Source organism: Microbacterium sp. Leaf179 (assembly GCF_001423785.1).
Taxonomy (GTDB): domain Bacteria; phylum Actinomycetota; class Actinomycetes; order Actinomycetales; family Microbacteriaceae; genus Microbacterium.
In genome coordinates this window covers 787,891-812,390 of sequence record NZ_LMPH01000002.1, presented here as the reverse complement: position 1 = coordinate 812,390, position 24,500 = coordinate 787,891, and the positions used below count along the sequence as shown (strand labels likewise).

The window sequence follows — 24,500 nt, the reverse complement described above, 5'->3', positions numbered from 1 at the left end:
CACCACCGACGAGAAAGACACCGCCGTGCCGCTGGCCGACATGCCCGAACTGCTCGCCGCGCACCGCGCGGTCGGGGCCTTCAACTTCATCACCCTCGAGGTCGCCGAGGCCATCGTCGCCGGGGCCGAAGCGGCCGACCGCGGCGTGATCCTCCAGCTGTCGCAGAACGCCATCGCGTTCCACGGGGGGCTCGCCCCGGCGGCGTCCGCTGCACTGCGGCTGGCCGAGGCCGCCCGGGTGCCCGTCGTCGTGCACCTCGACCACGCCACCGACGAGTCGCTCGTCGACGAGGCGTTGGCCGTCGGCATCCGGTCGGTCATGTTCGACGCGGCTCACCTTCCGGATGCCGAGAACCTCGACCGCACCGCCGCCGTCGCCGCACGCGTGCACGCCGTGGACGCCTGGGTCGAGGCCGAGCTGGGCGAAATCGGGGGCAAGGGCGCGCACGCACCGGGCGTCCGCACCGACGTCGCCGAGGCCATGCGCTTCGTCGGCGAGACCGGCGTCGACGCCCTCGCCGTCGCGGTCGGCAGCGAGCACGCCATGCGCGAGCGCACGGCGCGGCTCGACGAAGCCCTGATCGCCGACCTCTCTGCCGCCCTGTCCGTGCCCCTCGTGCTGCACGGCTCCAGCGGCGTCGCCGACGCCGGCATCGACGGCGCCGTGCGCGCGGGCGTGCGCAAGGTCAACGTCGGCACGCACCTGAACCAGGTGCTGACTTCCGCGGTGCGCGCGGAGCTCGACCGGGACCCGGATGCCATCGACCCGCGCCGCTGGCTCTCGCCCGGCCGCGAGGCGGTCGCGGGCGAAGTGCATCGACTGCTCGACGTCATCACCGGACGCACCGCATGACCGGCATCGTCACCCTCACCGCGGCGGGGGCCATCGACGCGACCTACCGCGTCGGCATCCTGCGCCGCGGCGCCTTCGCCCGGGCTGACAGCTACACGCGGGAGGTGAGCGGCAAGGGCGTCAATGTCTCGGCCGCCCTCGCCGCGGGCGGCGCGACCACGGCCGCCGTCGTGGTGCTCGGCGCCGACGACGTGCGCTTCGCGCGCTGCGGACTCACCGCCGCCCTGCTGCGCATCGTCGAGGTGCCCGGTGCGACGCGCGTGAACACGTCGATCGTCGACGCCGACGGAGCGACCACCAAGGTGAACGCCCCCACCCCGCCGCTGTCGGCGGAGGCGTGGGATGCCACGGTGTCGGCCGTGCGCGACGAGCTCGCCGCGCGGGAGCAGCCCTGGCTCGTCATCTCGGGCAGCCTGCCGGAGCTCGCGGGAACCCACGCCCTCGTCGACCTCACCGCCATCCGCGCGGCGGCCCGCGAGCGCGGTGCCCGCGTGGCCGTCGACACCAGCGGAGCCGCGCTCGACGCTCTGCTCGCCGACCCCGCCGGCATCGACCTGCTCACCCCGAACGTCGACGAGCTCTCCGCCGCGGTTGGGCAGCCCCTCACCACCCTGGGCGACGTCGTCACCGCCGCGCGCGAGATCGTCGCGCGCGGCGTGGGCATCGTGCTGGCGAGCATGGGCGCCGACGGCCTGCTCGCCGTCACCGACCAGCGGGTGGTCTTCGCCCGCGCCGAGGCCCCGCACGTCGCCAACACGGCGGGGGCGGGGGATGCCGCCCTGGCGGGGTTCCTGCTCGGTCTCACCCGCGCGCCCGCGGCGACGGCCGGCGCCGATCCGCTCGCGGTGGCCGCAGCCTCGGCCGCGGAGTGGGGAGCCCACGCGGTGGCGCACGCGTCGACCCTCGTCGCGGGACCGCCCCAGGGCATCCGGGCCCTCGTCGACACCGCGCCCGACCTCACTCGCGCCCTGAACCCGGAGGGCGACGCGTGAGCGTCCTCGCTCCCGAGATCACCGCGGCGGTCGCCGACGTGTCGCGCGTCCGCACGCGCGCGATCGACCGGGTCGCCTACGCCAACGACGCCTCCCATTACCTACTGACCCCGGATGCCGTGGTGGTCGCCGCCGACGCGGCCGAGGTGGGAGCGATCCTGCGGGCGGCCACCGCCTCGGCCACCGCGGTGACCTTCCGCTCGGGCGGCACCAGCCTGTCGGGGCAGTCGTCGGGAGCGGGGCTGCTGATCGACGTGCGGCAGGGCTTCGGGCGCATCGACGTGCGCGACGGCGGGCGCCGCGTGCGCTCTCAGCCGGGCGCGACGGTGCGCCAGGTCAACGCGAGGCTGTTGCGGCACGGGCACCGGCTCGGCCCCGATCCGGCGAGCGAAGCGGCGTGCACGATCGGCGGGGTCGTGGCGAACAACTCCAGCGGCATGGCGTGCGGAACGGAGGAGAACTCGTACCGCACCCTCGAGGGCCTCGCGCTGGTGCTGGCATCCGGGACCGTCGTCGACACGGCCGCCCCCGACGCCGACGCGTTGCTGCGCGATCGCGAGCCGGCCCTCGTCGAAGGGCTGATGCGCCTGCGGGAGCGCGTGGTCGGCGATGCCGCGAGCGTCTCGCTCATCCGGCGACAGTTCGCGATGAAGAACACCATGGGCTACGCGCTCAACGCGTTCCTCGACTTCGACACCCCGGCGGCTCTGCTCGCGCACCTCACGGTGGGATCCGAGGGGACGCTCGCGTTCGTCGCCGAGGCGACGTTCCGCACGGTGCCGATCCGCCCGGCCGTCGCCACGACGCTCGCGGTCTTCCCCACGCTCGACGCGGCCACCCGCGCTCTTCCCGCCCTGGTGTCGACGGGAGTGGCGACGCTGGAGCTGATGGATGCCACCTCCCTGCGCGTCGGACAGCGTCTGGCCGGCACTCCCGCCGCCATCCACGGTTTCGAGGCCACGACGCAGGCGGCGCTGCTCGTGGAGTACCACGCGGACGACGCTCCCGCGCTCCGGGAGCTCGCCGGGGCGGGCGCACGCGTGCTCGCCGGTGAGGACCTGCTCGACGCGGCCGTCTTCTCCCGTGACCCGGTGCAGCGCGCCGCCGCGTGGACCTTCCGAAAGGGCCTCTACGCCTCGGTCGCCGGGGCCCGCCCCTCGGGCACGACGGCGCTGCTCGAAGACGTGGTCGTGCCCGTCGCGCGTCTCGCCGACACCTGCGAAGGGCTGCAGCAGCTGTTCGCGCGATTCGGCTACTCCGACAGCGTGATCTTCGGCCACGCCAAGGACGGCAATATCCACTTCATGCTCACCGACCGCTTCGAGGGCGCGAAAGCGCTCGGTCGGTTCGAGGGGTTCACCGAGGCGATGGTCGACCTGGTGCTCGACGCCGGGGGCAACCTCAAGGCCGAGCACGGCACCGGTCGCGCGATGGCGCCGTACGTGCGCCGGCAGTACGGCGACGAACTGTACGACGTGATGGTCGAGCTGAAGCGTCTGCTCGACCCGAGCGGCATCCTGAATCCGGGCGTGATCATCAGCGACGACCCCGGCGCGCACATGCGCGACCTGAAGACGCCGGTGTCGATCGAGCCCGAGGCCGACCGGTGCGTGGAGTGCGGATACTGCGAGCCGGTGTGCCCGAGTCGATCGCTCACGTTGACGCCGCGCCAGCGGATCGTCGTGCGGAGGGCGTCGACCGCAGCCCGCGAGCGCGGCGACGGGGCTCTCGTCGCGGAGCTCGAGCGCGACTACGACTACGACGGCGTGCAGACCTGCGCGGTCGACGGCATGTGCCAGACGGCGTGCCCCGTGCTCATCAACACCGGGACGCTGATGAAGCGCTTCCGGCGGGAGGATGCCGACCCGGTGCTGGCCGCGGGATGGTCGGCGGCGGCGACCGGATGGGGCGCGGTGACGCGCGCGGGATCCGCCGCCCTGACGGTCGCCGCGGCGCTGCCCACGCCGCTCGTGCGGACGGTGACGGATGCCGCCCGCGCGGTGCTCGGCGCCGACACAGTGCCGCGGTACTCGGCGGAGCTTCCCGCCGGTGGGGCGTCGCGGCGGTCGCTGGGGTCTCGGGTCGGCGGGGCGGGCGTGGAGCCCGTGGCGGTGTTCCTGCCGGCCTGCGTGGGCAGCATGTTCGGCGCCTCCGAGGGCATCGGCGCGACCGCGGCGTTCACCCGGCTGTTGGAGCGCGCCGGCGTCTCGGCGGTCGTCCCCGACGGCATCGACGCGCTGTGCTGCGGCACCCCGTGGTCGTCGAAGGGCTACGCGAAGGGGCACGCCACCATGTCGGCCCGCGTGCGTGCGGCCGTCCGAGAGGCCACGCGCGACGGCGCCCTCCCCGTGGTGTGCGACGCGTCAAGCTGCACCGAGGGATTCGCGGCGACGCTGCGCGACGACGGCATCCGGGTTCTGGATGCCGTGGCCTTCACGGCATCTGATCTGCTTCCGCGTCTCACCCCGACACCGGTGGCCGAACTGCTGGCGCTGCACCCGACCTGCTCGTCGACGCAGTTGGGCATCGACCCGGCACTCCGCGCGATCGGTGCGGTCGTGGCATCCGAGGTCCGTGTTCCCGACGCCTGGGGCTGCTGCGCGTATGCGGGCGATCGCGGCATGCTGCACCCGGAGCTGACCGGGGCCGCGACCGCTCCCGAGGCGGCCGAGGTCGCCGGCTGGGGCGCCGACGCGTACGCCTCGTGCAACCGCACGTGCGAGCTGGGCATGACGAAGGCGACGGGGGAGTCGTACGTGCACGTGCTGGAGCTGCTGGAGCGGGCGACGCGGCCTGGCGCGTGAGGCGTCAGGACCCGCCGCCTCGGGAGCTCCGCGGCGACGGGAATCGACCCCTCACTCGAAGGCGGGTGCGGCGGCGGCGCGGCGGCGCTCACTCACGATCAGGGCGATCAGCAGAATCAGCCCGGTGAGCACGACGATGTAGGTGCTGAGCGTGGGAACGACGCCGAGCAGGCCGTTGGCCGGGAACAGGGCGTGCAGTTCGAGGGTCGGGTCGGTGCTCGCGTGCACGAGCATCGGGGCGATCAGCGTGCGGGTCACCCGCAGCACGAGGTACATGCACAGGCCGAAGAAGAAGGTGTACACGACCTGCTGCAGCACGACGGCGACGCCCTCGGTCGAGGTGAACAGGTTGGCGAGGTGCAGCGCGGCGAAGATCCCGGCCGAGGCGAGGGCCACGGCGATCTCGCGGTGACCGGCCTTGCGCATGAGATCGACGACGAAGCCGCGCGTGACGAGCTCTTCGACGAAGCCGATGAACAGTCCCGTCACCAACCAGGCGCCGACGAGCGGGAGCCCCGCGGCCGCGTAATCGATCGAGAGCAGGGCGAAGACGTTGATCGCCAGCACGACGATCACGGCGGTCCACATCCACAGGCGCCCACCGAGCGTCTGCCGCGAGAACAGCTCGCGGCGCCACCCGACCGACGCCGCGAAGGCGACGAGCAGTACCCCGGTGACGAGGATCGGGACGCCGGTGCCGAAGAACACGTCGCCCGCGCTGCCCGTCTCGCCCCGCAGGCTTCCGCCGGGGGCGAGCACGCGGCTGAGCAGAAAACCGATCAGCAGATAGACGCCGAGATAGACGACCGCGAGCAGGAGTGCCCGCCAGAACCCGCCCCTGTTCCAGAATCTCGACCAGCTCGATGCGCCGTGCGCCATGTCTGCCCCCTTGAATGCCCTGCCGCCCGTTCGTGCTTCATCGTGACAGAGGGGCCGCGATGGCGGGGTGTGCGCTGCGGCTTCGGCACAACTCCTGCGTTTTGCGGGGGAAGGGTGGGTGGGAGCGGGTGGTGGGGCGGGTTGCCGGAGGTGTGCGGGGCGGGGCTCGGGGCCTGGGTCGCGCGGCGGGGCTCGGCGCCGAGGCGGGCAGCGGCCAGCAGGAACGACTCCCGATGACGTCCTGACGCGCTGACGCGAACCGATCGGTTTTGCGGCACGGGCGAGCTGGTTGCGCTCGAAGTGCGTTGGCCGAGAGAGTCAACCCATGGCATCCCTCATCCAACAGCGGCTGGCCCTCGGTCGCATCCGAGTGCGGGCCCTGTGGGCACTTTGGGTTGGGGGGATTGGCGTCACCCTTGGTCTTGTCCTGCTGATGAGCGGCGGAACTTCGACCTTTGCCATCGGATGGGTGTTGTGCTTCATATACGGGCTCACTGAAATGGCGCGGTATCGGCAGAAGGTGCGCGCCTTCGAAAGCGAACACGGCGCCGATGCCGGTACGCAGAACTGATGCGACCTGGTGCGATACCGATCGGTTTCGCCCCAGGTAGCCGCGTCTTCCCCTCGCTTTCCTCGGCGCGACGGTCGGTTCCGCACCGCACGCTATTCCCAGAAGCGTTCTGGGAGGCACGATTGGGAACGGCCACGTGATGAGCAAAGTCGTGGCCCCATCAGAGGGTGCGGCCAATACTGTCGAGCGATGAGTAGCGACTATGCGAGCCAGGACAATGACCGCTTTCGGTCCGAGCTGACGGGGCTGGAGGATGAGCGGAGACGCTTCGCCTGGCTGGCTTCGTCGTAGGGCTCGTTATTCTGCTCACAGTTCTCACGACCTGGTAGCCAGGCCTCGCGCACAGCACAACCGGTAACCAGTCGGCGCCTCCAGCATTGGTGCGAAACCGATTGGCTTTGCACCACCCAGAGGGGACAAGCGGAGCAACGGTCAGTCACCGCCCATCCTCCGTAGGGTTGAGCAATGAACCGACGGTCAATCGTGGTCTCCGCCACCACCATGGTCCTGCTGGTATGTCTGAGCGCCTGCGGCTTCGTTCGGCCTGACGCTGTCGATCGGGCTGACGACATTGCCGTAGCGGGCGGCTCGTGCCGCATCGAGTGGTGGCTTGCGGGCTTGTCCGATGAAGCAACGGACGAGGCGTGGAGCGTCGCGCGCGCTGCCCTCGACGACTCCACCGTCAGTTCCGCGGAATTCGACTCATGGGTAAGCACGCTCACTGACCTGGACGACACCGAATGGTCATCGAACACCGAACTTGAAGGGGCAGCGCATCGAGAGGCCGTCCGAGCCGACGTGCGAAAAGCTCTCGCGGAGGCCGGCTATCCAGACGAGAACCGTGTGATCGAGACTTACTCATCAATGCGATGTGCGCCCACCCCCTGACCCAGGCCGCGTGGTGCGCAACCAGGGTCGGTTAGCACCGATCGCAGCTGATCTCGCGATTCCGCCAGCCGTGCAAAACCGATCGTTTCTGGCGGGACCGGAACCGTCGGCGCTTTAGAGGCGCCACAACGATCACCGAAAACCCCTTACGGCAGGGATTTTCGGCGCATCGCAGCGAGGGGCGCGGTGTTGAATCCGGCGCCGGCCCGCGAGACCTGTTCGGTGTCGCGGGCCTTCGCGTGCAGGTCAGCCGCGGTCGCGTGCCATTCCTGCTTCGGTGTTACGGGTGCCGACCGTGATGCCGTGCGGGGATGCGGCGTCGATGCGTTCGAGGTCGTTGGCGGTGAGTACGACGTCTGCGGCGGCGGCGTTCTCCTCGATGCGCGCGGCTTTGGCGGTGCCGGGGATCGGCACTGTGCCAGCCTGGATCAGCCACGCGAGCGCGAGCTGCGCCGTGGTGACGCCCTTTTCGTCGGCGATGACCTTGAGCGCTGCGACGACGCGGAGGTTCGCCTCGATGGCCTCGTCAGAGAACCGGGGGAGGTTGCGGCGGGCGTCGCCTTCAGGCAGGTCGTCTTTGCGGGTGACGGTTCCGGAGAGGAATCCGCGCCCGAGTGGGGAGAAGGGTACGAACCCGACGCCGAGCTCCGAGGCTGTGTCGAGGACGCCGTTGTGCTCGGCGTCGCGCTCGAAGAGGCTGTACTCGGACTGGATCGCTGTGATCGGGAACGTCGCATGCGCCCGACGAAGCGTCTCGGCCGAAGTCTCTGAGACGCCGATGTAGCGCACCTTGCCAGCAGCGACGGCTTCGCTCATCGCGCCGATGGTCTCCTCAATCGGCACTTTCGGGTCTGCACGGTGGAGGTACCAGAGGTCGACGTGGTCGGTACCGAGGTGCCCAAGGGACCGGTCGATCGCGCGGCGCGCGTGTTCTGGGGAGCCGTCGAGGCCGATTGGTTCGCCGTCGTCGGTGAAGTCCGTCGCGAACTTCGATGCAATGACCACACGCTCCCGGTCCGTGCCGAGGACGCGACCAAGGAGTCGCTCGTTCTCGAACGGCCCGTACGCCTCCGCTGTGTCGAACAGAGTGATCCCGAGGTCGAGCGCTCGACGGATGGCTTCGGTGGAGCCTGCTTCGGTGGCGCCGCCGTAGAAGGCGCTCATGCCCATGCATCCGAGCCCGAGCACGGAAGTCTGAAGGCCTTGGGAGCCGAGAGGGATCTGCTGCATGTGGTGTCCTTTCCTCGCCGAGGTGCCCCGGGCGAAGACAACCTTCCACACTGGTGTGCACACCATGTCAAGTGGCAGACTCAGTTCCATGCTGCTTCCCGAGGTCCACGTCGACGAGCCCGTCACGATCAGTGTCGCCGCAGACCTCCTCGGCATCACCGTCGACACCATCCGCTACTACGAGAAGGAAGGCATCGCGCCCGCGCCCGACCGTGGTCCGGACGGGTGGCGACGGTACGACACGGCCGCGTTGAGCTGGCTCGCCGGAACGGTGATGCTCCGCGGCACGGGGATGAGCGTGCAAGAGATGCGCGAATACGCGGCGGCGTACCGGGCCGGTGCTGATCATGCCGAGCGTCTTGCGCTCCTCGAACAACACCACTCGGCCGTCCTCGCCCGGCAGGCCGAGGTCCAGCGTCACTTGGCGGCGCTGGAGCGGAAGATCAAGGCGTACCGCCAGACCATCGTCGCGACGAGCGACAGCGCCCGACCGGCTGCCTGACGGCTCTGTCGGGTCAGCCGTCGGCTTGTGGGGGGCGCGATCAAGACACACGCATCGCTGCGAGAACGACAACGGGCTCGAGAAATCCCGTACTGACTCCGCCGGCGGTGTGAAAACCTCCGAGTATGACCTGCAGGGCAATCTGACGCGAGAGACCGGCCCGCGCTCCGGTACGGACATGAACTATCGGTACGACAAGGTGGGAAATCTTCTTCGGTACACCGGCGCTGAACCGCTGGGACCCGTCGTGAATGACTACGCCGAAGACAGCTACATGTTGACGTACGACGCTGCCAATCAGTTGACGACGGTGTATCAGGGTGGGGGTACCGTCTGTCCCCAGCCAAACCCGGACAATTCCGGGTGCATCTTCTTCGAGTACGACGACAACGGAGCGGAGACCAAGCGCATCCTCCCCGGCAACGCGACCATCGAAACGGCCCGTGACATCGGAGGACGCCCCGGCCGCATCACCGCCAAGACTTGGGCCGGCACCACCGTGGTCGACATCGGATACGGCTACGCCGCCCCGGGCACCAGCGACGACCGCGGCAACGTGCAAACCCGCACCTCCTACAAGGAGCAGGGCATCACAGCCGGTGCCGTCACCACCTACACCTACGACTCCCGCAACAGGCTCAAGAAGGCTGAGGAAAAGACCGGGTCGACAGTGTCGGCATCCTGGGCGTATGCGTTCGACGCCAATGGCAACCGCACCAAACTGACCCGCACCGGAGCCACCGGCATCACCGGCAACAAGAACTTCACCTACAACGCCGCCAACCAACTCACCTCCGCAACGGGCGACTCCGCGACCTGGACGTACGACGCCGCTGGCAATCAAACCCGCGACGGCTCCGGCTTCGCATCCAGCTACGGCGTTCGCAGCCAGGTCCGATCCCTCGGCTCCACCCAAAACACCAACTTCGCCACCGGCAACACCGAGCGATACGGCGTCAGCACCGGCCTATCGTTCGACAACGGCGCCCTCGGTCTCATGCGTCGCACCAACGGCTCGACCACGGAGCACACTTACACCCGCACCGCCGAAGGCGTAGCAATCGGGTACAAGACCGTCGACGACGCGCGCTTCTACTACGTCACCGATCACCTCGGCTCCGTCGCCGGCATCTTCAACAGCGAAGGCGTCTACCTCGGCGGATACAGCTACAGCCCTGACGGCGAACAACGCTTTAACGGCTCGAACGCTCAAGTCGCTGGTAACCAACTCCGCTACATCGGCGGGCTCAGCGTCGGCGGCGGCCTCTACAAGTTCGGCGCCCGCTACTACGACGCCAGCCAAGCCCGCTTCACGCAGACAGACCCCAGCGGCCAGGAAGCGAATCCCTACGCCTATGCAAACTGCAACCCCGTCAACGCAAAGGACCCATCTGGCCTCAGCGCCGAATGCACTGAAAGCGTCGTCGGTTTGGTCGCATCTATCGCTGGTCTGGGGGCTTCCGTGGTCGGGGTCGTCCTTAGTGCGGCGGCGACAGTCCCGAGCTTCGGAGCGTCAGTTGCACTGGGAGTGGCGGGAGTGGTGGGTTTGAGCGCATCGACGGTGGGCTTGATATTGAGTATCTCGTCAACGATTAGGTCCTGTTAAATGAAGAAGAACCCCTACACCCACCCGTTTGCTCTGCTGGCGTACGCAGTTTTCTTCCTGCTCGTTTCTTCCCTCGCCGTACTTTGGTGGGTGGCTGTGGTGACCGATTTTGCACCTTGGTACACCTTCGCAGTTCCCCTCGCGGTGACCGTCATCGCTTCGGTCGTCATCATTTCGCGTTTGCCCAGCATGATGCGGCGTAGCGAGGTGGGCCGTAAATCGGACGGAGATGACGACCATTCGTGACCTCCGGACGCTGGCACGAAGAGTAGGGTCGTTCGCCGCGCGGCTGCAGCCGGTGCCGCAATCTGGGCGGCAGCTGCCGTGGGGAACCTGACCCTGTTCGACTTGGCCATCAGATCCGACAGGGATGCCGGGACTGCCGTTTTCTTCAGCAGCGCGACGTTCGGCCTTGCTGCGGGAGCACTTTTCCTATGAGAACGCAGGAAGACCGACGGGCTGGATGCTCCTTTGCTGAGCGTGTGTATTTGTCGTCACGCTCCTCACACTCCTCAATGCTCGATGAACTTCGTCGAGCATCCGTCAGCGCAGAACCGTTTGGTTCAGTTCCGCGCCCAAGCTCGTAGAGGCGGTGCTGGCATCAGGCTGGGGGAGGGCCGACAGCGGTGGGCCTTAGATGTGGTGAGAGTGGTCCGAATAGGCATCGCTATGCGGGGCGGAGAGAGCTGCGGTTCGAGAGGTCAGACACGGACGTTTTGTGTGGCTCACGTCCACCGGATAGGTGTCCGCAGGTGTGTGTCGCTGAGGGGCGCCTATCCGTTGCGTGCTCCGGGAGATGATTGCTGGGGATAGTCAGCGGGCGAGAGTGCGCGATCGTCGGTAGAAGGTGGCACGGGACTCAGGGATTGCAGCTCGCCTCGTCGGTCGGTTCTGGCGCCGCCCGTCAAGCCGTCACGACGTGCCCCGTCACGCTCAACGGGCGAGCTTGAATCCGAGGGGGGCGTCATGACCACGAAGCTACTTAATGGCGCAAAACCGATCGGTTTTGCACCACCCAGGAACCCGCGAGCGAGGCTCATCGAGAAGCCCCGAGAACCGCGGATCGGATCGGTGCCAAACCCCAATGCGAAATCCGCAAACGTGCAAAACCGACTCTGACCCTTACGCATCTTTCGTGGGGGACTCGGCGACGCATCGCCGGAGAGAACCCCGCGCCCTGTGTCGAGCGGGGCGGGTCGGCGGGCTGCGACGGGCACGGATGGGGAGTTCTGCCGGGTAGCGCCGGTGTCAGGCCGGCACCAACCGCAGCCTTCCGGATGCCGCGACCTCGAGACGCACGGCGTCCAACCCGTCCACCACGAGGTCGGCGGTCAGCTCCTCCTCGGCCGTCGTGCCGGTGAGGGCCAGCACGGCGCAGCCGGCGGCGCGGGCAGCCGCGATGCCGGCCGGCGCGTCTTCGACGACGAGGCAGCGCGCGGGGTCGACGCCGAGGCGGGCGGCGGCGGTGAGGAACGGCTCGGGGTGGGGTTTGCCGTTCTCGACGTCGTCGACCGTGACGAACACCGCGGGACGCTCGTACCCCGCGGCGGCGAGGCGGGCGGTGGCGATCGGCACCGACCCCGATGTCACGATGGCCCGTCGCTCGGCCGGCACCGAGGTGAAGAACGCGTCGGCGCCTCGGATGGGAAGAAGGCCCACGGCATCCGTGACCTCGAGGTCGGTGACGTGCGCGAGGGCTTCGGCATGCCGGTCGGCGGGCAGCAGATGACCCACGAGCGTGCGCGCGGGCTGGCCGTGGTTGGCGTGCAGGGCCTCCATCGACACGTCGAAGTGCTCGGCGAAGCGGCGCCACGACCGCACGACGGATGCCGTGGAGTCCACCAGCGTGCCATCGAGGTCGAACAGCACGGCGTCGAACTCGCGCGTGAAGATCTCGGCGTCCGCATCGATCGGTCGCCGGATCCCGAGCGCCGGCAGGACGCGGGCCAGCTGTTGCGCCGTCGACAGCTCGGCGTCGACGGCGGTGACCGGGATCGAGGGGGCCACGGGAGCGGTGTGGGGGCGGTGGGCGTCGCGAGACGCGCCGCGGGAGGAGCGACGGGATGCCAACACGGCGGGGTCTCCGTCGACGTGCACGACGTGCGGCTCGGCGGGGGCGAGGGCCTCGCATAGGGCGTCCCATTCGTGGCCCCCGGTGAGCTCGGCGGTGAACGGCGCCACGACCACCACGCGGCCCGCCGTGGAGAGGGCATCGGTGGCGGTGGCGCGCAGGGCGGCATAGCGTCCGGCGCGGATCGCGGGGGAGTGCGGCGACGTGAGCCAGTGGTCGCCCAGTGCGCCGTCGGGCAGGGCGTCGAGCAGCGGCGTGGTCACGCTGTCGAGGTCGACGAGGGGCGCCCGCAGGCGCTCGGCGATCGCCCGACCCAGGGTGCTCTTGCCGCTGCCGGCGGTGCCGGCGACGACGACGGCGAGCGATTCGGGTATTTGACACGGCGACGGCATACCCCCACCATAGACGTAGCAAGTCACCGGTGTCATGCTTGAAATTCCGGGACTCGAAGAAGTTCCGGAAAGGACGGCCGCTCATGCGAGACACCGGTGACATGGTTTCGGGGTCCGCGCGCCTGCACGGCGGGCTCGACCTCGGCAGCACCGCGATCAAGATGCTGGTCATCGACGACGACGGCACCGAGATCGCCGGCGCTCAGGTACCCACCCCGTGGCGGGTCGGAGCGGGCGGAACCACCGACATCGCCGCCGCCGACCTGCTGGCCTCCGTGCGCGCGCTCGTCGACCTCGTCGACGCCGACCTCGCCCCGCTGACCGCCGAGCCGCTGACCTCGCTCGCCGTCGCCGGCATGGGGGAGACCGGCATCCTGATCGACGAGAGCGGTGCCGCTGCGGGCCTGGGCTTCGCCTGGTTCGACCCGCGCGGCCTCGAGCAGATCGCGGCGTTCCCGCGAGCGGTGCGCGAGGAGTTCGCCGGCCGCACGGGCCTGCCCCTCGGAGCGCAGGTGAGCGTCGCCAAGCTCGCCTGGTTGCGCGATCAGGGCACCGACCTCGCGGGTCTGCGTTGGCTGGACCTGCCCGAGTTCATCGTCGCCGCCCTCGGCGGTGACGTCGCCCTCGAGCTCTCGCTCGCCTCACGCACCGGCCTCATCGACCAGGACTCCGGCGCCGCGTGGCCCGCGATGCTGGACGCCCTCGGCGTCGACGACACGCTGCTTCCCCCGCTCCGCGGCGGAGGCCTCTCGTGGGGCGTCGCCTCCTATGTCTTCGGCCCGCGCGTCGCGGGTGCCGCCCTCACCGTCGCCGGCCACGACCACCTCGTGGCCGCTCAAGCCAACGGCACGCTGGATGCCGACGGGTACCACGTCTCGCTCGGCACGGCCGAGGTGCTGTTGCGCGTACTCGATGCGCCCCTGGGGTACGCCGCGCGCCAGCGCCTGGCCGACGCTCTCATCAACGAGGTGCGCCACGTCGTGCCCGGCAAACACGTGCTCGTCGCCGGCGTCAAGACCGGGCTCCTGCTGCGGCGCGTGCTGCACGCGAGCGGCATCAGCGATCGCGCGGGGCGCGACGTCCTCGACGCCGCGGTGATGGCGCTTCCCTACGAGGGTGAGCTGCCCGCCGGCGCGATCGAGGTCACCGGGGCGCGCAACGACGACGGCGTCCTGCGCCTGACGCTGCACGCCGAGGCTTCTCCCGCCGAGATCTTCGGGGCCGCCCTCCGGCACAGCAACGCCGAGATCGCCGAGCTCATCGCCGCGATGGACCGTGAGGTCGCCCCGGCGACCCACTCCACGCTCACCGGCGGGTGGGCGGGCATGGCCTCGGTCCGACGCGCCCGTGCCCACGCCCTGCCCGACCTCGCCCTGTCCGCCCGCGAGCAGGACGTCGCGTGGGGAGCCGCCGACATGGCGCGGCGCCTCGTCTCGGCATCCGTCCCCTCCTGACCCGACCCTCGCGCCTGCCCCGACCGCACGCGCGCGCACACCCCAGAGAAGAGAGAAACATGAACGAACTCACCACGCTCGAGCGCCGCGCGCTCCAGTCGATCAGTACCCCCGACGGCCACATGCTCATCGTCGCCGCCGACCAGCGCAACGGGATGAAGGCCGCGATCAAGGACGCCCCGAACGGCTCCGACGCCATCACGCGCGAGGAGCTCGCCGAGGTGAAGGCCGACCTCGTCCGCCACCTCGCCAACCACGCTCCCGCGATCCTGCTCGACCCCGAGGTCGCGCTGCCGCAGATCGTCGACGACGGTGTTCTCGACCGTGACACCGGACTCGTCGTGGGCCTCGACGCCTCGGGCTTCGAGACCGTCGACGGCCTCAAGTACACGCGCTTCGTGCCCGGCGTCACCCCCCGCACGGTCCGCGACATGGGCGGCACCGTCGCGAAGATGCTCTACTACACGCGCCCCGACAAGCAGGATGCCGACTCCCGCGTCGCTCAGGAGATCCGCGACCTGGTCGCCGCCTGCGAGGCCGAGGGCCTGCTGCTCATCGTCGAGCTGCTCACGTACCAGCTCGAGGACGAGAGCGACGAGGAGTACAAGGCGAAGTTCGCCGACCTCGTCGTCGACGGCGCCGAACTGGCGGTCGCGTGCGGCTCGAAGATCCTGAAGCTCCAGTACCCCGGCTCGGCCGAGGCCAGCGCCCGCGTGACCGAGGTCGCCCAGGGTGTGCCGTGGGCCGTGCTGTCGGCCGGTGTCGACCACGAGACCTTCATCGAGCAGGTGCGCACGGCCGTCGCCAACGGTGCGTCGGGCGCGATGGCCGGTCGGTCACTGTGGAAGGACAGCCTCTCGATCGACGCCGACCGCCGCGAGGAGCTGCTCTCGGGCCGCGCCCTGCCGCGCCTGCGCGAACTCGCCGACGCCGTCGACGGCCGCTGAGATGACCACGCCCGCCCGGCGCCGGGTCCGTCCATGATCGCGTCCGACGCCCCTCGGCCGATCTCGCCGCGGGTGCGCGCGGGGGACGGATGCCACGGTGCCGGGCGGGAGAACGCCTCTTCCGCCCGGCGGGGGGCGGCGTCGGCCCCCGCCGTCTCGGCGCTGGTCGGCGGTGACCGCCGGATAGGGTGGCTCGTCGGACCCGCCACTCGCCCACACCCCGGAGGTGCCTCGTGACCACGATGCGCGACGTCGCCCTGCGCGCTGGTGTGAGCACCAAGACGGTGTCGCGCGTCTTCAACGACGACCCCCACGTACTGCCCGACACCCGCGCGCTGGTGGAGGCGGCCATGCGCGACCTCAACTACGTGCCCAACGCCCTGGCCACGACGTTCCGCGCCGGTCGCGCCTCGGTCATCGGCGTCGCGGTGCCCGACGTCGTCGACCCGTTCTTCGCCGCCATCGCGCGCTCCGTCGAGGACACCGCACGCCGCCACGGTCTGTCGACCCTCGTCACGAGCCTCGGCGAGGATCCCGACGACGAACGCCCCGCGCTCGAGTCCTTGCTCGGTCGCCAGCTGACCGGGCTGGTCATCGCGCCCGTCGGCACCGACCACTCGTGGCTCGAGCGCTGGCGCGGTCACACGCCCATCGTCTTCGTCGACCGTGCCCCCGTGGGGCTGCTCACCGACACCTTCACCGAGAACGACGAGGCCGGCGCTCACCTCGCCACCAGTCACCTGCTCTCGCACGGTCACCGCCGCATCGCGTACGTCGGCGACATGGTGCACCTGTCCACCGAGACCAAGCGCGTCGAGGGCTGGCGCCGGGCGCTGCGCGACGCCGGCGTCGAGATCGATGAGCAGCTCGTGGCCTCTCAGGTCTCCGACCGCGAGTCCGCGGCATCCGCTCTCGCACGGCTCCGCGATCTGGCGGAGCCGCCGACGGCGCTGTTCTCGGCCAACGCCCGTTCCTCGATGGCGCTCGCGCACGTGCTGCGCGGGGCGCCGATGCCCTTCGTCGGCTTCGGCGACTTCCCGATGGCCGACACCCTCACCCCGGCCGTCACCGTGATCGACCAGGATCCGCGCCGCATCGGAGCGCTCGCCGCGGAGCGCGTCTTCGCGCGCCTGCGGCCCGACGCCGGCCTCGGCCTCGACGAGCTCACGGTGATCGACGTGTCGCTGGTCGAGCGGGAGTCCTGCCGCCTCTGACCCGCGCCCCGCTGCCGGTGGCGCTGCCCCGCGGCCGGTGATGGGCGGAGGGCGTGGGGCGAGGGGAGGGCCTTGGCGCGGCGTAGGTCCTCCGCTCATCCCTGCTCCTCCGCCCGCCACCGCACGACGCACATCGCCGCGACCGAGGCAAGAGGCCGCCGATGATCAGGTGCGGTGGGTAGAACGAAGGGGACCAGCCGCCACCGCTCCCGAGAAGAGGGCTCCGATGACGACCTCCGCGACCACCGCGCGCCACCCCGACACCGCGACGGGGGTGGCGACGGCATGAGACTCACCGACACCAGCGACCTGTGGTGGAAGACCGCCGTCTTCTACAACCTCGACGTCAAGACCTACCTGGATGCCGATGACGACGGCATCGGAGATCTTCGGGGCCTCGCGCAGCGCCTGGACCACCTGGCCGAGCTCGGGGTCACCTGCCTGTGGCTCGCGCCGTTCTACCCCTCGCCGCAGCGCGACAACGGGTACGACATCGAGGACTACTACGGCGTCGACCCCCGCTACGGCTCGCTGGGCGACATGGTGGAGGTGCTGCGGACCGCGCACGACCGGGGAATGCGCGTGATCGTCGACCTCGTGGTGAATCACACCTCCGACCAGCACCCCTGGTTCCAGCAGGCGCGGACCAGCCGCGACAACCGGTACCGCCACTTCTACCAGTGGCGCGACGACGTGCCCGACGACGCCCCCGCGAGCATGTTCCCCGACGTCGAAGACGGCGTGTGGTTCTTCGACGAGACGGCGGGGCAGTACTACAAGCACTCGTTCTACCGGCACCAGCCCGATCTCGCGACAGACCACCCCGAGGTGCGCGAAGAGATCGCGAAGGCCATCGGCTTCTGGCTCGAACTGGGCATCGACGGCTTCCGGGTGGACGCCGTGCCCCACCTCATCGACGGGCAGGAGGGACCCGAGCACGAGTTCCTGCGCGAGCTCCGCGGCTACGTCTCGCGCCGCAGCGGTCACGCCATGCTGCTCGGCGAGGTCAACCTGCCCTACGACGAGCAGCTGCGCTTCTTCGGCGACGCCGACGGCGACGAGCTGACCATGCAGTTCGACTTCGTCGCCAATCAGCGGCTCTTCCTCTCGCTCGCCCGTCAGGATGCCGGTCCGCTCCGCGATGCGCTGCTCTCGCGGCCCGACATCGCCCGGGGCAATCAGTGGGGCAACTTCGTGCGCAACCACGACGAGCTCACCCTCGACCAGCTCACGGCCGACGAGCGCGACGAGGTGTTCGAGGCGTTCGCGCCGAACGCGGGCCAGCGCATCCACGGCCGCGGCATCACCCGCCGCCTGCCGTCGATGCTCGAGGGCGACCCTCGTCGCATCCGCATGGTCTACAGCCTGATCTTCTCGCTGCCGGGCGCGCCCGTGCTGTATTACGGCGAAGAGATCGGCATGGGCGAGAACCCCGAGATCGAGGGCAGCCGCGCCGCCGTTCGCACTCCCATGCAGTGGACCGGCGCCGGAGACGCGGGCTTCTCGCACGCCGACGGCGATGATCTCGTCGCGCAGGTGGTTCCCGGCGGCTTCGGTCCGCAGCACGTCAACGTCGCCCAGCAGCGCCACGACCCCGACTCGATGCTGAGGTTCGTCCAGAACCTGGTGCGCCACTACCGCGCTTCGCCCGAGATCGGGTGGGGGGAGCTCGGCATCCTGGATCAGCCCCACGCCTGCGTGCTGGCTCACTCGGTGACGAGCGAACTCGGCATGGTCGTCGCCGCGCACAACTTCGCCCCCGATGGACGCACTTTTCACCTCACTCTCGAGGGAGCGGATGCCGAGGGGTGGAGCGTGGTGAACCTGCTGAGCGACACCGAGGGTCCCGTGCCGCTGAAGGACGGGAGGTTCGAGGTCGCCCTCGAGGGCTACGGCCACAGCTGGTGGCGGGTCATCCGTCCGCGGGAGCGACGCATCGCCTGACCTTCACGCTGAGAGGGGAGAACGGGCGCGGCGTCCCCCAATGCCGCCGCGCCCGTAGGCGAGAAAAGCGGCAGCCCCGCGTCATCCGACGCACGCGGGCGGAACGAGCCGGGGGGCCGCACGCGATGTCTCGCATTCATCCAAGCACAGAGGATCGTAAATAGCACTCCCGGCGTCACGTAAATACGATCACCTCCCCCCGGGTGAGGGTCGTCTACGATCGAAGACGTGGGTCGTGGCGCTGTCGGACCACCCTCTCGGTACTCCCGACGAGTGGTGGCGAATGTGGATCGCCTGCGGAAGGCGAAAGGGCTCACCGTGGGTGAGCTCATCAGTCGCGCCGGAATGACGAAGAGCTATTACCAGTCGCGGGCCGGTTTCTCGCTGCCGTACAACACCAACGACATCGAATCGCTCGCCGCCGTCCTGGGCGTCGCCCCCGAAGAGCTCGCGAGCCCGGAGTCGGCGCCGCGCGTCCAGATGCGGGTTCCCGCCGGTGCCGTGAGTGAACGCGTGCGCCGACTCATCTCGAGCCAGGCCGCCACCGAGACCGAGCTCCTGGGGCACCTCGACGATGCCGACCCGTCGGTCGCGGCCGGTGCCCGAGGCCTGCTCGACGCCACGACGAACACGGTCGTGGTCGACGAAGAGGTGCTGCGGCAGATCACGCAGTGGGCCGACGTTCCTGTCGAATACCTCACCGACCACACCGACGAGGCGCTCACCGACCGCACCGAGGCCGAGCTCGAACTGCGCGAGGCGATGCGCGCGGCGGGGGCCGAGAGCATCCAGTTCCGCGCCCTCGGGCAGATGTCGCCCGACGCCCTGCGCGCGATCGCCCACTCGCTCCGCGGCAGGCCGCCGACACCATGATCGACCGCGAGGGGGGACCGGCGATGACGCAGGCCGACGAGACGCGTGCCCGGGTGCAGGCCCGGGTCGATCGCGCGCTCGCGCGCGCCGCGCTCGCGCCGGGGATGACGTTCGCCGAGGTCGTCCGCGCCGTCGAAGCGGCCGTCGACATCCGTCTCACCGTCGTCGCGGAGTCCGACACCGCCACGTGGGGGACCCTGACGGGATTCCTCGCCTACTTCCCCGACCGGCGCGAGGGCACCATCCACGTGCGCGCCGCCGACGCGCCGCTGTACAGCCAGTTCGCCGCGTCGCACGAGCTCGGCCACCTGCTCGACGACGCGCACTGCACGGGAGCGCTGCACGAGCGTTCCTCGGTGTCGCCCCACGCGAACCCCGCCCTCACCACGCCCGAGGTCGAGGCGGAGCTGGTGGCCGAGCACGTCGCTCACGCCATCGCGAAGCTCATGTACACCAGCCCCCGGGTCGCCGAGCTGTCGTGGTGACCGTGCTGCTGATCGATGCGGCGCTGGTCGGACTCGTCCTCGTCGTGGTGGGGCGTGCGCGCGTCGCCTGGCGACAGCCCCGCGCCCGCATCGCCTGGCTCGCCGCGCTCGTCGGCGCGATCGCCCTGCTGACGCAGGGGACGGTCATCCCGATCGAGGTGCTCGACGGGGCACTGGGCGGCACGAACATCCTCAAGCTCGTGCAGAACGTGCTCACCATGGTGGCCCTGTGGCTCGGCATCCAGGCGGGAACGGCCCCGGCGACCGCGCGCATCCCCACCCTGCGGTGGCGCTTCCCCCTGCTGCTCGGGGCGCTGTTCGCGGTCGTGTTCTTCGTGGCGGTGCCCGATCGGGGCCCCTCGTCGTTCCTGTTCCTCGAGACCGCGGCCGAGACCTCGACCGGAGCGTGGGCGTACGGCGTGCTGCACATGGGCGGGATCGCGCTCGTGGGCGTGCTGCTGCTGCGCTCGGCACGCGGTTCGCTGCCCGTGAGTCGGCTGCTGTTCCGCCTCGGGGCCGTCGCCATCGTGCTCGGCTGCCTCAGCGAGATCGTCGACCTCACCCTCACGCGGTTCTTTACCGCGAACGCCGTGGTCAGCGCCCTGTTCGACCCGCTGTTCTACCTGGGCGTCGTGTCGTTCGTGGCGGGGATCTTCGTCGCGTCGCGCGCCGCGACCACCATCCGGCGTCGGGGCGCGTCATTGCTCGAGCGTCTCGAGAACCTCGCGCGCGAGCGCGGTGCCACCGACCTCTCGGGCATCGCCCTCGACCCGGCCCTCGACACGCGGCTGTACGCCCTGCGCGTCGCCATCGAAGACGACGCGATCGCGCGGTCCGTGCCCCTGACGCCCGCGCAGCGCGCGCTGCTCGACGACGTCGACGCCCACCTCACCCGCCGAACCCCGGGAGTCCGCGCATGATCCGACCGCTCGTCATCGGCGCGGGTGTGGCCGCGGCCACGCTCGCCGTCGCGCACACGGCGCTCGCCGGCTACGTCGCACGGCGTCTGATCGCGCCGCGCGCCGCGAAGGTCTTCGAGCCCGTCACGATCGCCGGCGACACGGTGTCGGTGCCGGCGACCGACGACAGTCGACAGCCCGGCACCTACGGACTGCGCCTCGACGACGGCGCGCACCTGATGGTCGGCGACGTCATCCGCGTCGAGGGGGACCGCGTGGTCCGCTCGATCCTCACTCGCCCGGCGGGGCTCGGCGATGGCACCGCGACAGCGGCATGGACCTCGCAGAACATCGGCGCGCCCGAAGACGTCGGTCCCACGCGTCACGTCGCGATTCCGCTGCGCCGAGGCGGAACCGCCGAAGCGTGGGAGATCGGCGACCCCGAGAACGCCGACGGCGGCTGGACCATCCACGTGCACGGGCTGCGCTCGAGTCGCCACGGCGCGCTGCGCTCGGCGCCGGCCTCGAACGACGCCGGATGGATGTCGCTCGTGGTGTCGTACGCCGGTGACGAGGAGGCCGCCCCCGCCGACGCCCTGCCCTCGACCCTCGGCACGCGCGAGTGGCGCGACGTCGACGACGCCATCGCCTACGCGGTCGAGCGGGGGGCCCGCGAGATCGTGCTGGTGGCCTGGTCGATGGGGGCGACGATCGCGATGCTCGCGCTCGAAGAGTCCCGGCACCGCGCACGGATCACCGGCCTCGTGCTCGTCGCGCCCGCGTTGGATTGGACCCGCATCGTGCACAGCGCCGTCGACGGCGCGCACCTGCCCCGCTCGATCGGCGCGTCGGCTCTGCGGGTGCTCGGCAGTCGTGCGGGCGCGAGCGCCCTGGGCCTGATCGAGGCCGTCGACGCCCGCGCCCTGAACTGGGTCGACGGGCCGCGCCCGGGGGCGGCCCTGCCGACGCTCATCGTGCACGGCCGCGCCGACCCGGTGGTGCCCTTCGCGGGTTCGGCGGCGTACGTGACTCGGCATCCCGAGGCCACCCTGGTGGCGTTCGACTCCTCGGGGCACTGCAACGAGGCGAACCAGCAGCCCGAGCGATTCCACGACGCCATCGCCGGCTTCCTGCGCGAGGTCGCCCGCGCCGCCGCCGCGCGCGGAGAGGGCGGAGCCTCGAGCCCGCGCTCAGGCGTCGAGCACGGCCTGGATCGCGCCGCGAGCGCCCCGCTCGGCGAGTGAGGCCCGCGCCGCCAGGTACGCCTCACGCAGTCGCGCGTTCCGGCCGAGGTCGCCGAACACGGGCGCGTAGTCGAGCAGGGCTGCGGGGTCATCGGCGATGATCGCCCGAAGCTCGTCGAGACGGCTGTCGACGGCCGGGGTCGCCTCGCCCGCTTCGGTGCGTCCCTCGAGGAAGACGCTCCAGCCCGCCAGCACGAGCGCGGCGTGGTCGATGCGTCCGCCCGCGGCGAGCTGCTCACGCACGACCGGCAGCAGGAACTTGGGCAGACGATCCGAGCCGTCGACGACCTGACGCGCGAGGGTGTCGCGGATGGCCTCGCTGCCGAAGCGTTCGATGAGTTGGTCGCAGTAGGCATCGAGGTCGATGCCCGGCACCGGACGCAGGGTCGGGATGGCCTCGGTGTGCATGTACCCCTGCAGGAACGCCACGAACAGCGGGTCGGTGCAGACCTCGTGCACGAACTCGGCTCCCGACAGGATGCCGAGGTAGCTCATCGCCTGGTGCGACGCGTTCAGCAGCCGCAGCTTCATCAGCTCGTACGGCTCGACGTCGGCGACCAGCTGCACCCCGACCTCGTCGAGGGGCGGTCGGCCCGCCGAGAAGGAGTCCTCGAGCACCCACTGTTCGAACGACTCCGAGCGCACGGGCCAGAGGTCCCGGATGCCGAACTCCGCGGCGATCGCGTCACGGGTGGCGTCGGTGGTGACCGGGGTGATGCGGTCGACCATGGAGTTCGGGAACGACACGTTCTCGGCGATCCAGGCGGCGAGCTCGGGGTCGAGCCGTTCGGCGAAGCCCAGCAGAGCGGCACGGGCGACGTGACCGTTGCCCTGGATGTTGTCGCACGACATCACCGTGAAGGCCGGGGTGCCGGCATCCCGTCGGCGGCGCAGCCCCTCGGCGAGGAAGCCCATGACGCTGCGCGGGGCGTCGGTGCCCTCGAGGTCGGCGAGGGTGGCCTCGTCGCGCGGAGCGTAGGCGCCGGTCGCGTCGTCGATGCCGTAACCGCCCTCGGTGATGGTCAGCGAGACGATGGCCGTGTCGGCGTCGGCGAGCTTGGCGACCACGGCCTCGGGGTCGTCGGGGGCGAAGAGGTACTGCGCGATCGAGCCGACCACGCGTGCGGTCGAGGTGCCGTCGGGAGCCTCGGTGACGAGCGTGTAGAGGGTGTCCTGCGCGCGCAGCGCATCGCGCATGGCGGCATCGAACGACAGCACGCCGACGCCGCAGAGGGCCCACTCGGTGTGCCCGGCCTCGAGCAGTCGGTCGAGGTACATCGCCTCGTGCGCGCGGTGGAAGCCGCCGACGCCGAAGTGCACGATCCGCGTGCGCACGGCCGCCCGGTCGTACGTCGGGACGGAGACGTTCGCCGCGAGGGAGGGGAGGGCGGCGGCGGTGAGATCGGTCATGCGGGACTCCGTGGGTGCGGCGGTGGCAGGGGACCCGAGCCGTCGACGGGCTCGGGAGGGGTCTTTCGCGTCGGTGGCGCTTCGCGCCGCGCGTGAGTCGCCAGGATTTGTCGCCGGCGTGGTGTCCGAGGCGACGAGGTGTGGCGACGCACGCGAAGGGGGATGCCGGGACCCCCACGCGGATGTGGGGGTCCCGGCATCCGGGGTGTCAGCAGCTGGACTTGTAGACGGCGTCGGCGCCGTCGGTGGTGATGTTGTCCTTGGTGAGGATGGTGAAGCCGGTCTGGATCTTCTCCTCCGTCGCCTCGCCCTTCAGCGCGGCGATGGCCTGCTTCACGCCGTCGGAGCCGATGGTGGCGGGCTCCTGCGCGACCAGGGCCTGGACGGTGCCGGCTTCGAGGGCCTTCACCTGGGCGGGGCCGGCGTCGAAGCCGACGATGGTGATCGATCCCTGCTTGCCGGCCTGCTGGACGCCGGTGGCGGAGCCTTCGGCGGCGAACAGGTTGGCGGCGAAGATGCCGACGATGTCGGGGTCCTTCTGCAGCGCGGCGGTGACGATCTCGGCGGCGGTGGAGGGCTCGTTGTGCGAGTACTGCACACCCACCGACTCGAACTTGCTGTCCTTGGCGACGGCGTCTTCGAAGCCCTGGGCGCGGGCGTCGGTGGTGGAGACACCGGGGTCGGTCGACACGACGAGCACCTTGCCGCCGTTCGGGTTGGCCTTCTGGATCGCTTCGAACGCTGCGGCGCCGCCGCCTTCGTTGTCGGACGAGATCTGCGACACGGCACCGGAGGGGTCCTCGAGCGTGGTGTCGACCAGGACGACCTTGATCCCGGCGGCTTCGGCGGCGGCGATCGGCGCCTGCATGGCGGAGACGTCGGTGGGGGCGATGAGCAGTGCGTCGGGCTGGGAGGCGACGACGGCGTCGACGATGGGCTTCTGCAGGGTGGGGTCGAACTTCTCGGGGCCCTGGGTGGTGACCGTGGCGCCCTCCTTCTCGGCCTCGGCCTGGATGCCGCACTGCATGGAGATGTAGAACTCGTCTCCGGCGACGCCCTGCACGAACGCGATCTTGTACCCGTCGGCGCCGGCCGACGCGCCGCCCGAGGCGGCTCCGCCCGAACACCCCGCGAGGGTGAGCGTCGCTGCCATACCGAAGACCGTCAGTGCGGTCGCCTTCTTGTTCCACTTCATTGTGATCACCATTCTTTTTTCGGGTTGTCCTGTGTCGGGTTCTTCTT

Annotated in this window: 21 protein-coding genes; 16 read left to right on the top strand and 5 right to left on the bottom strand. The window is 70.3% G+C overall.

Annotated features, from left to right (window positions below):
* The first annotated feature begins 25 nt into the window (after positions 1 to 25).
* From ASF96_RS11365 to ASF96_RS11355, 3 genes are read left to right on the top strand one after another with little or no spacing between them, the layout of a single operon-like run.
* Positions 26 to 853, top strand: coding sequence for a class II fructose-bisphosphate aldolase (locus tag ASF96_RS11365; RefSeq protein ID WP_235560588.1), 828 nt, complete (start codon positions 26 to 28; stop codon positions 851 to 853).
* Positions 850 to 1,845: a PfkB family carbohydrate kinase gene (locus ASF96_RS11360; RefSeq protein WP_055939231.1), complete on the top strand. Its 996-nt coding sequence runs from the start codon at positions 850 to 852 to the stop codon at positions 1,843 to 1,845. The genes ASF96_RS11365 and ASF96_RS11360 overlap by 4 nt, the downstream gene beginning before the upstream one ends.
* A complete protein-coding gene (locus ASF96_RS11355) occupies positions 1,842 to 4,649 on the top strand; it encodes an FAD-binding and (Fe-S)-binding domain-containing protein (RefSeq protein WP_055939228.1) in 2,808 nt (935 codons plus the stop codon). Before ASF96_RS11360 ends, ASF96_RS11355 begins: the two co-directional genes overlap by 4 nt.
* 51 nt (positions 4,650 to 4,700) lie before the next feature.
* On the opposite strand, the gene ASF96_RS11350 is transcribed toward ASF96_RS11355, so the two are convergent.
* A complete protein-coding gene (locus ASF96_RS11350) occupies positions 4,701 to 5,528 on the bottom strand; it encodes a CPBP family intramembrane glutamic endopeptidase (RefSeq protein ID WP_055939225.1) in 828 nt (275 codons plus the stop codon).
* A 325-nt stretch (positions 5,529 to 5,853) separates the two neighbouring features.
* Between ASF96_RS11350 and ASF96_RS11345 the strand changes: the two genes are divergently transcribed.
* Together ASF96_RS11345 and ASF96_RS11340 are read left to right on the top strand one after the other, a co-directional pair.
* Positions 5,854 to 6,099, top strand: coding sequence for a hypothetical protein (locus tag ASF96_RS11345; RefSeq protein WP_055939222.1), 246 nt, complete (start codon positions 5,854 to 5,856; stop codon positions 6,097 to 6,099).
* A gap of 483 nt (positions 6,100 to 6,582) precedes the next feature.
* Positions 6,583 to 6,987: a hypothetical protein gene (locus tag ASF96_RS11340; RefSeq protein WP_055939217.1), complete on the top strand. Its 405-nt coding sequence runs from the start codon at positions 6,583 to 6,585 to the stop codon at positions 6,985 to 6,987.
* Positions 6,988 to 7,233: 246 nt separating this feature from the next.
* Here the strand turns inward: ASF96_RS11340 and ASF96_RS11335 are convergent, their stop codons facing one another.
* Complete coding sequence (locus ASF96_RS11335; RefSeq protein WP_055939215.1) at positions 7,234 to 8,217, bottom strand: aldo/keto reductase; 984 nt, start codon at positions 8,215 to 8,217, stop codon at positions 7,234 to 7,236.
* A gap of 88 nt (positions 8,218 to 8,305) precedes the next feature.
* Here ASF96_RS11335 and ASF96_RS11330 point away from each other — a divergent pair, with 88 nt between their 5' ends.
* The 3 genes from ASF96_RS11330 to ASF96_RS11320 all read left to right on the top strand — a co-directional run bounded on the left by ASF96_RS11330 (position 8,306) and on the right by ASF96_RS11320 (position 10,571).
* A complete protein-coding gene (locus ASF96_RS11330; RefSeq protein ID WP_055939212.1) occupies positions 8,306 to 8,719 on the top strand; it encodes a MerR family transcriptional regulator in 414 nt (137 codons plus the stop codon).
* A 109-nt stretch (positions 8,720 to 8,828) separates the two neighbouring features.
* The gene (locus ASF96_RS11325; protein WP_055939207.1) at positions 8,829 to 10,325 is read left to right on the top strand and encodes an RHS repeat-associated core domain-containing protein; all 1,497 of its coding nucleotides are present in this window, start codon (positions 8,829 to 8,831) and stop codon (positions 10,323 to 10,325) included.
* Positions 10,326 to 10,571 carry a hypothetical protein gene (locus ASF96_RS11320; protein ID WP_055939204.1) on the top strand — a complete coding sequence of 82 codons (246 nt, stop codon included), beginning with the start codon at positions 10,326 to 10,328 and terminating at the stop codon, positions 10,569 to 10,571.
* A gap of 1,002 nt (positions 10,572 to 11,573) precedes the next feature.
* Here the strand turns inward: ASF96_RS11320 and ASF96_RS16555 are convergent.
* A complete protein-coding gene (locus ASF96_RS16555; RefSeq protein WP_162239426.1) occupies positions 11,574 to 12,788 on the bottom strand; it encodes an HAD-IA family hydrolase in 1,215 nt (404 codons plus the stop codon).
* 101 nt (positions 12,789 to 12,889) lie between these two features.
* Here ASF96_RS16555 and ASF96_RS11310 point away from each other — a divergent pair, with 101 nt between their 5' ends.
* The 8 genes from ASF96_RS11310 (at position 12,890) to ASF96_RS11275 (ending at position 21,848) form a co-directional block, all read left to right on the top strand.
* Positions 12,890 to 14,242: an FGGY family carbohydrate kinase gene (locus ASF96_RS11310; RefSeq protein ID WP_055939492.1), complete on the top strand. Its 1,353-nt coding sequence runs from the start codon at positions 12,890 to 12,892 to the stop codon at positions 14,240 to 14,242.
* Positions 14,243 to 14,301: 59 nt separating this feature from the next.
* Complete coding sequence (locus ASF96_RS11305; protein WP_055939201.1) at positions 14,302 to 15,189, top strand: tagatose-bisphosphate aldolase; 888 nt, start codon at positions 14,302 to 14,304, stop codon at positions 15,187 to 15,189.
* A gap of 242 nt (positions 15,190 to 15,431) precedes the next feature.
* The gene (locus tag ASF96_RS11300) at positions 15,432 to 16,403 is read left to right on the top strand and encodes a LacI family DNA-binding transcriptional regulator (RefSeq protein ID WP_083285975.1); all 972 of its coding nucleotides are present in this window, start codon (positions 15,432 to 15,434) and stop codon (positions 16,401 to 16,403) included.
* Positions 16,404 to 16,688: 285 nt separating this feature from the next.
* Entirely contained in the window at positions 16,689 to 18,347 is a 1,659-nt protein-coding gene (locus ASF96_RS11295) for an alpha-amylase family protein (protein ID WP_055939198.1), read from the top strand.
* Between the two features lie 318 nt (positions 18,348 to 18,665).
* Positions 18,666 to 19,220: a hypothetical protein gene (locus ASF96_RS17425; RefSeq protein WP_235560587.1), complete on the top strand. Its 555-nt coding sequence runs from the start codon at positions 18,666 to 18,668 to the stop codon at positions 19,218 to 19,220.
* A gap of 23 nt (positions 19,221 to 19,243) precedes the next feature.
* On the top strand, positions 19,244 to 19,705 hold the full coding sequence (locus ASF96_RS11285; RefSeq protein ID WP_055839366.1) for a hypothetical protein: 462 nt from the start codon (positions 19,244 to 19,246) through the stop codon (positions 19,703 to 19,705).
* The gene (locus ASF96_RS11280; RefSeq protein WP_162239425.1) at positions 19,702 to 20,625 is read left to right on the top strand and encodes a hypothetical protein; all 924 of its coding nucleotides are present in this window, start codon (positions 19,702 to 19,704) and stop codon (positions 20,623 to 20,625) included. Before ASF96_RS11285 ends, ASF96_RS11280 begins: the two co-directional genes overlap by 4 nt.
* Positions 20,622 to 21,848 carry an alpha/beta fold hydrolase gene (locus ASF96_RS11275; RefSeq protein WP_055939192.1) on the top strand — a complete coding sequence of 409 codons (1,227 nt, stop codon included), beginning with the start codon at positions 20,622 to 20,624 and terminating at the stop codon, positions 21,846 to 21,848. The genes ASF96_RS11280 and ASF96_RS11275 overlap by 4 nt, the downstream gene beginning before the upstream one ends.
* Here the strand turns inward: ASF96_RS11275 and ASF96_RS11270 are convergent.
* The gene (locus tag ASF96_RS11270) at positions 21,795 to 23,258 is read right to left on the bottom strand and encodes a mannitol dehydrogenase family protein (RefSeq protein WP_055939189.1); all 1,464 of its coding nucleotides are present in this window, start codon (positions 23,256 to 23,258) and stop codon (positions 21,795 to 21,797) included. The two genes, ASF96_RS11275 and ASF96_RS11270, sit on opposite strands and share 54 nt — an antisense overlap.
* A 208-nt stretch (positions 23,259 to 23,466) precedes the next feature.
* On the bottom strand, positions 23,467 to 24,453 hold the full coding sequence (locus tag ASF96_RS11265; RefSeq protein WP_055839355.1) for an ABC transporter substrate-binding protein: 987 nt from the start codon (positions 24,451 to 24,453) through the stop codon (positions 23,467 to 23,469).
* Positions 24,454 to 24,500 lie beyond the last annotated feature (47 nt).

Bases quoted from the DNA above. Each gene is read 5' to 3' on its own strand.
- ASF96_RS11360 (WP_055939231.1), top strand. From the start codon at position 850: ATGACCGGCATCGTCACCCTCACCGCGGCGGGGGCCATCGACGCGACC.
- ASF96_RS11350 (WP_055939225.1), bottom strand. From the start codon at position 5,528: ATGGCGCACGGCGCATCGAGCTGGTCGAGATTCTGGAACAGGGGCGGG.
- ASF96_RS11345 (WP_055939222.1), top strand. From the start codon at position 5,854: ATGGCATCCCTCATCCAACAGCGGCTGGCCCTCGGTCGCATCCGAGTG.
- ASF96_RS11335 (WP_055939215.1), bottom strand. From the start codon at position 8,217: ATGCAGCAGATCCCTCTCGGCTCCCAAGGCCTTCAGACTTCCGTGCTC.
- ASF96_RS11330 (WP_055939212.1), top strand. From the start codon at position 8,306: ATGCTGCTTCCCGAGGTCCACGTCGACGAGCCCGTCACGATCAGTGTC.
- ASF96_RS11320 (WP_055939204.1), top strand. From the start codon at position 10,326: ATGAAGAAGAACCCCTACACCCACCCGTTTGCTCTGCTGGCGTACGCA.
- ASF96_RS16555 (WP_162239426.1), bottom strand. From the start codon at position 12,788: ATGCCGTCGCCGTGTCAAATACCCGAATCGCTCGCCGTCGTCGTCGCC.
- ASF96_RS11310 (WP_055939492.1), top strand. From the start codon at position 12,890: ATGGTTTCGGGGTCCGCGCGCCTGCACGGCGGGCTCGACCTCGGCAGC.
- ASF96_RS11305 (WP_055939201.1), top strand. From the start codon at position 14,302: ATGAACGAACTCACCACGCTCGAGCGCCGCGCGCTCCAGTCGATCAGT.
- ASF96_RS11300 (WP_083285975.1), top strand. From the start codon at position 15,432: ATGCGCGACGTCGCCCTGCGCGCTGGTGTGAGCACCAAGACGGTGTCG.
- ASF96_RS11295 (WP_055939198.1), top strand. From the start codon at position 16,689: ATGAGACTCACCGACACCAGCGACCTGTGGTGGAAGACCGCCGTCTTC.
- ASF96_RS11285 (WP_055839366.1), top strand. From the start codon at position 19,244: ATGACGCAGGCCGACGAGACGCGTGCCCGGGTGCAGGCCCGGGTCGAT.
- ASF96_RS11275 (WP_055939192.1), top strand. From the start codon at position 20,622: ATGATCCGACCGCTCGTCATCGGCGCGGGTGTGGCCGCGGCCACGCTC.
- ASF96_RS11270 (WP_055939189.1), bottom strand. From the start codon at position 23,258: ATGACCGATCTCACCGCCGCCGCCCTCCCCTCCCTCGCGGCGAACGTC.
- ASF96_RS11265 (WP_055839355.1), bottom strand. From the start codon at position 24,453: ATGAAGTGGAACAAGAAGGCGACCGCACTGACGGTCTTCGGTATGGCA.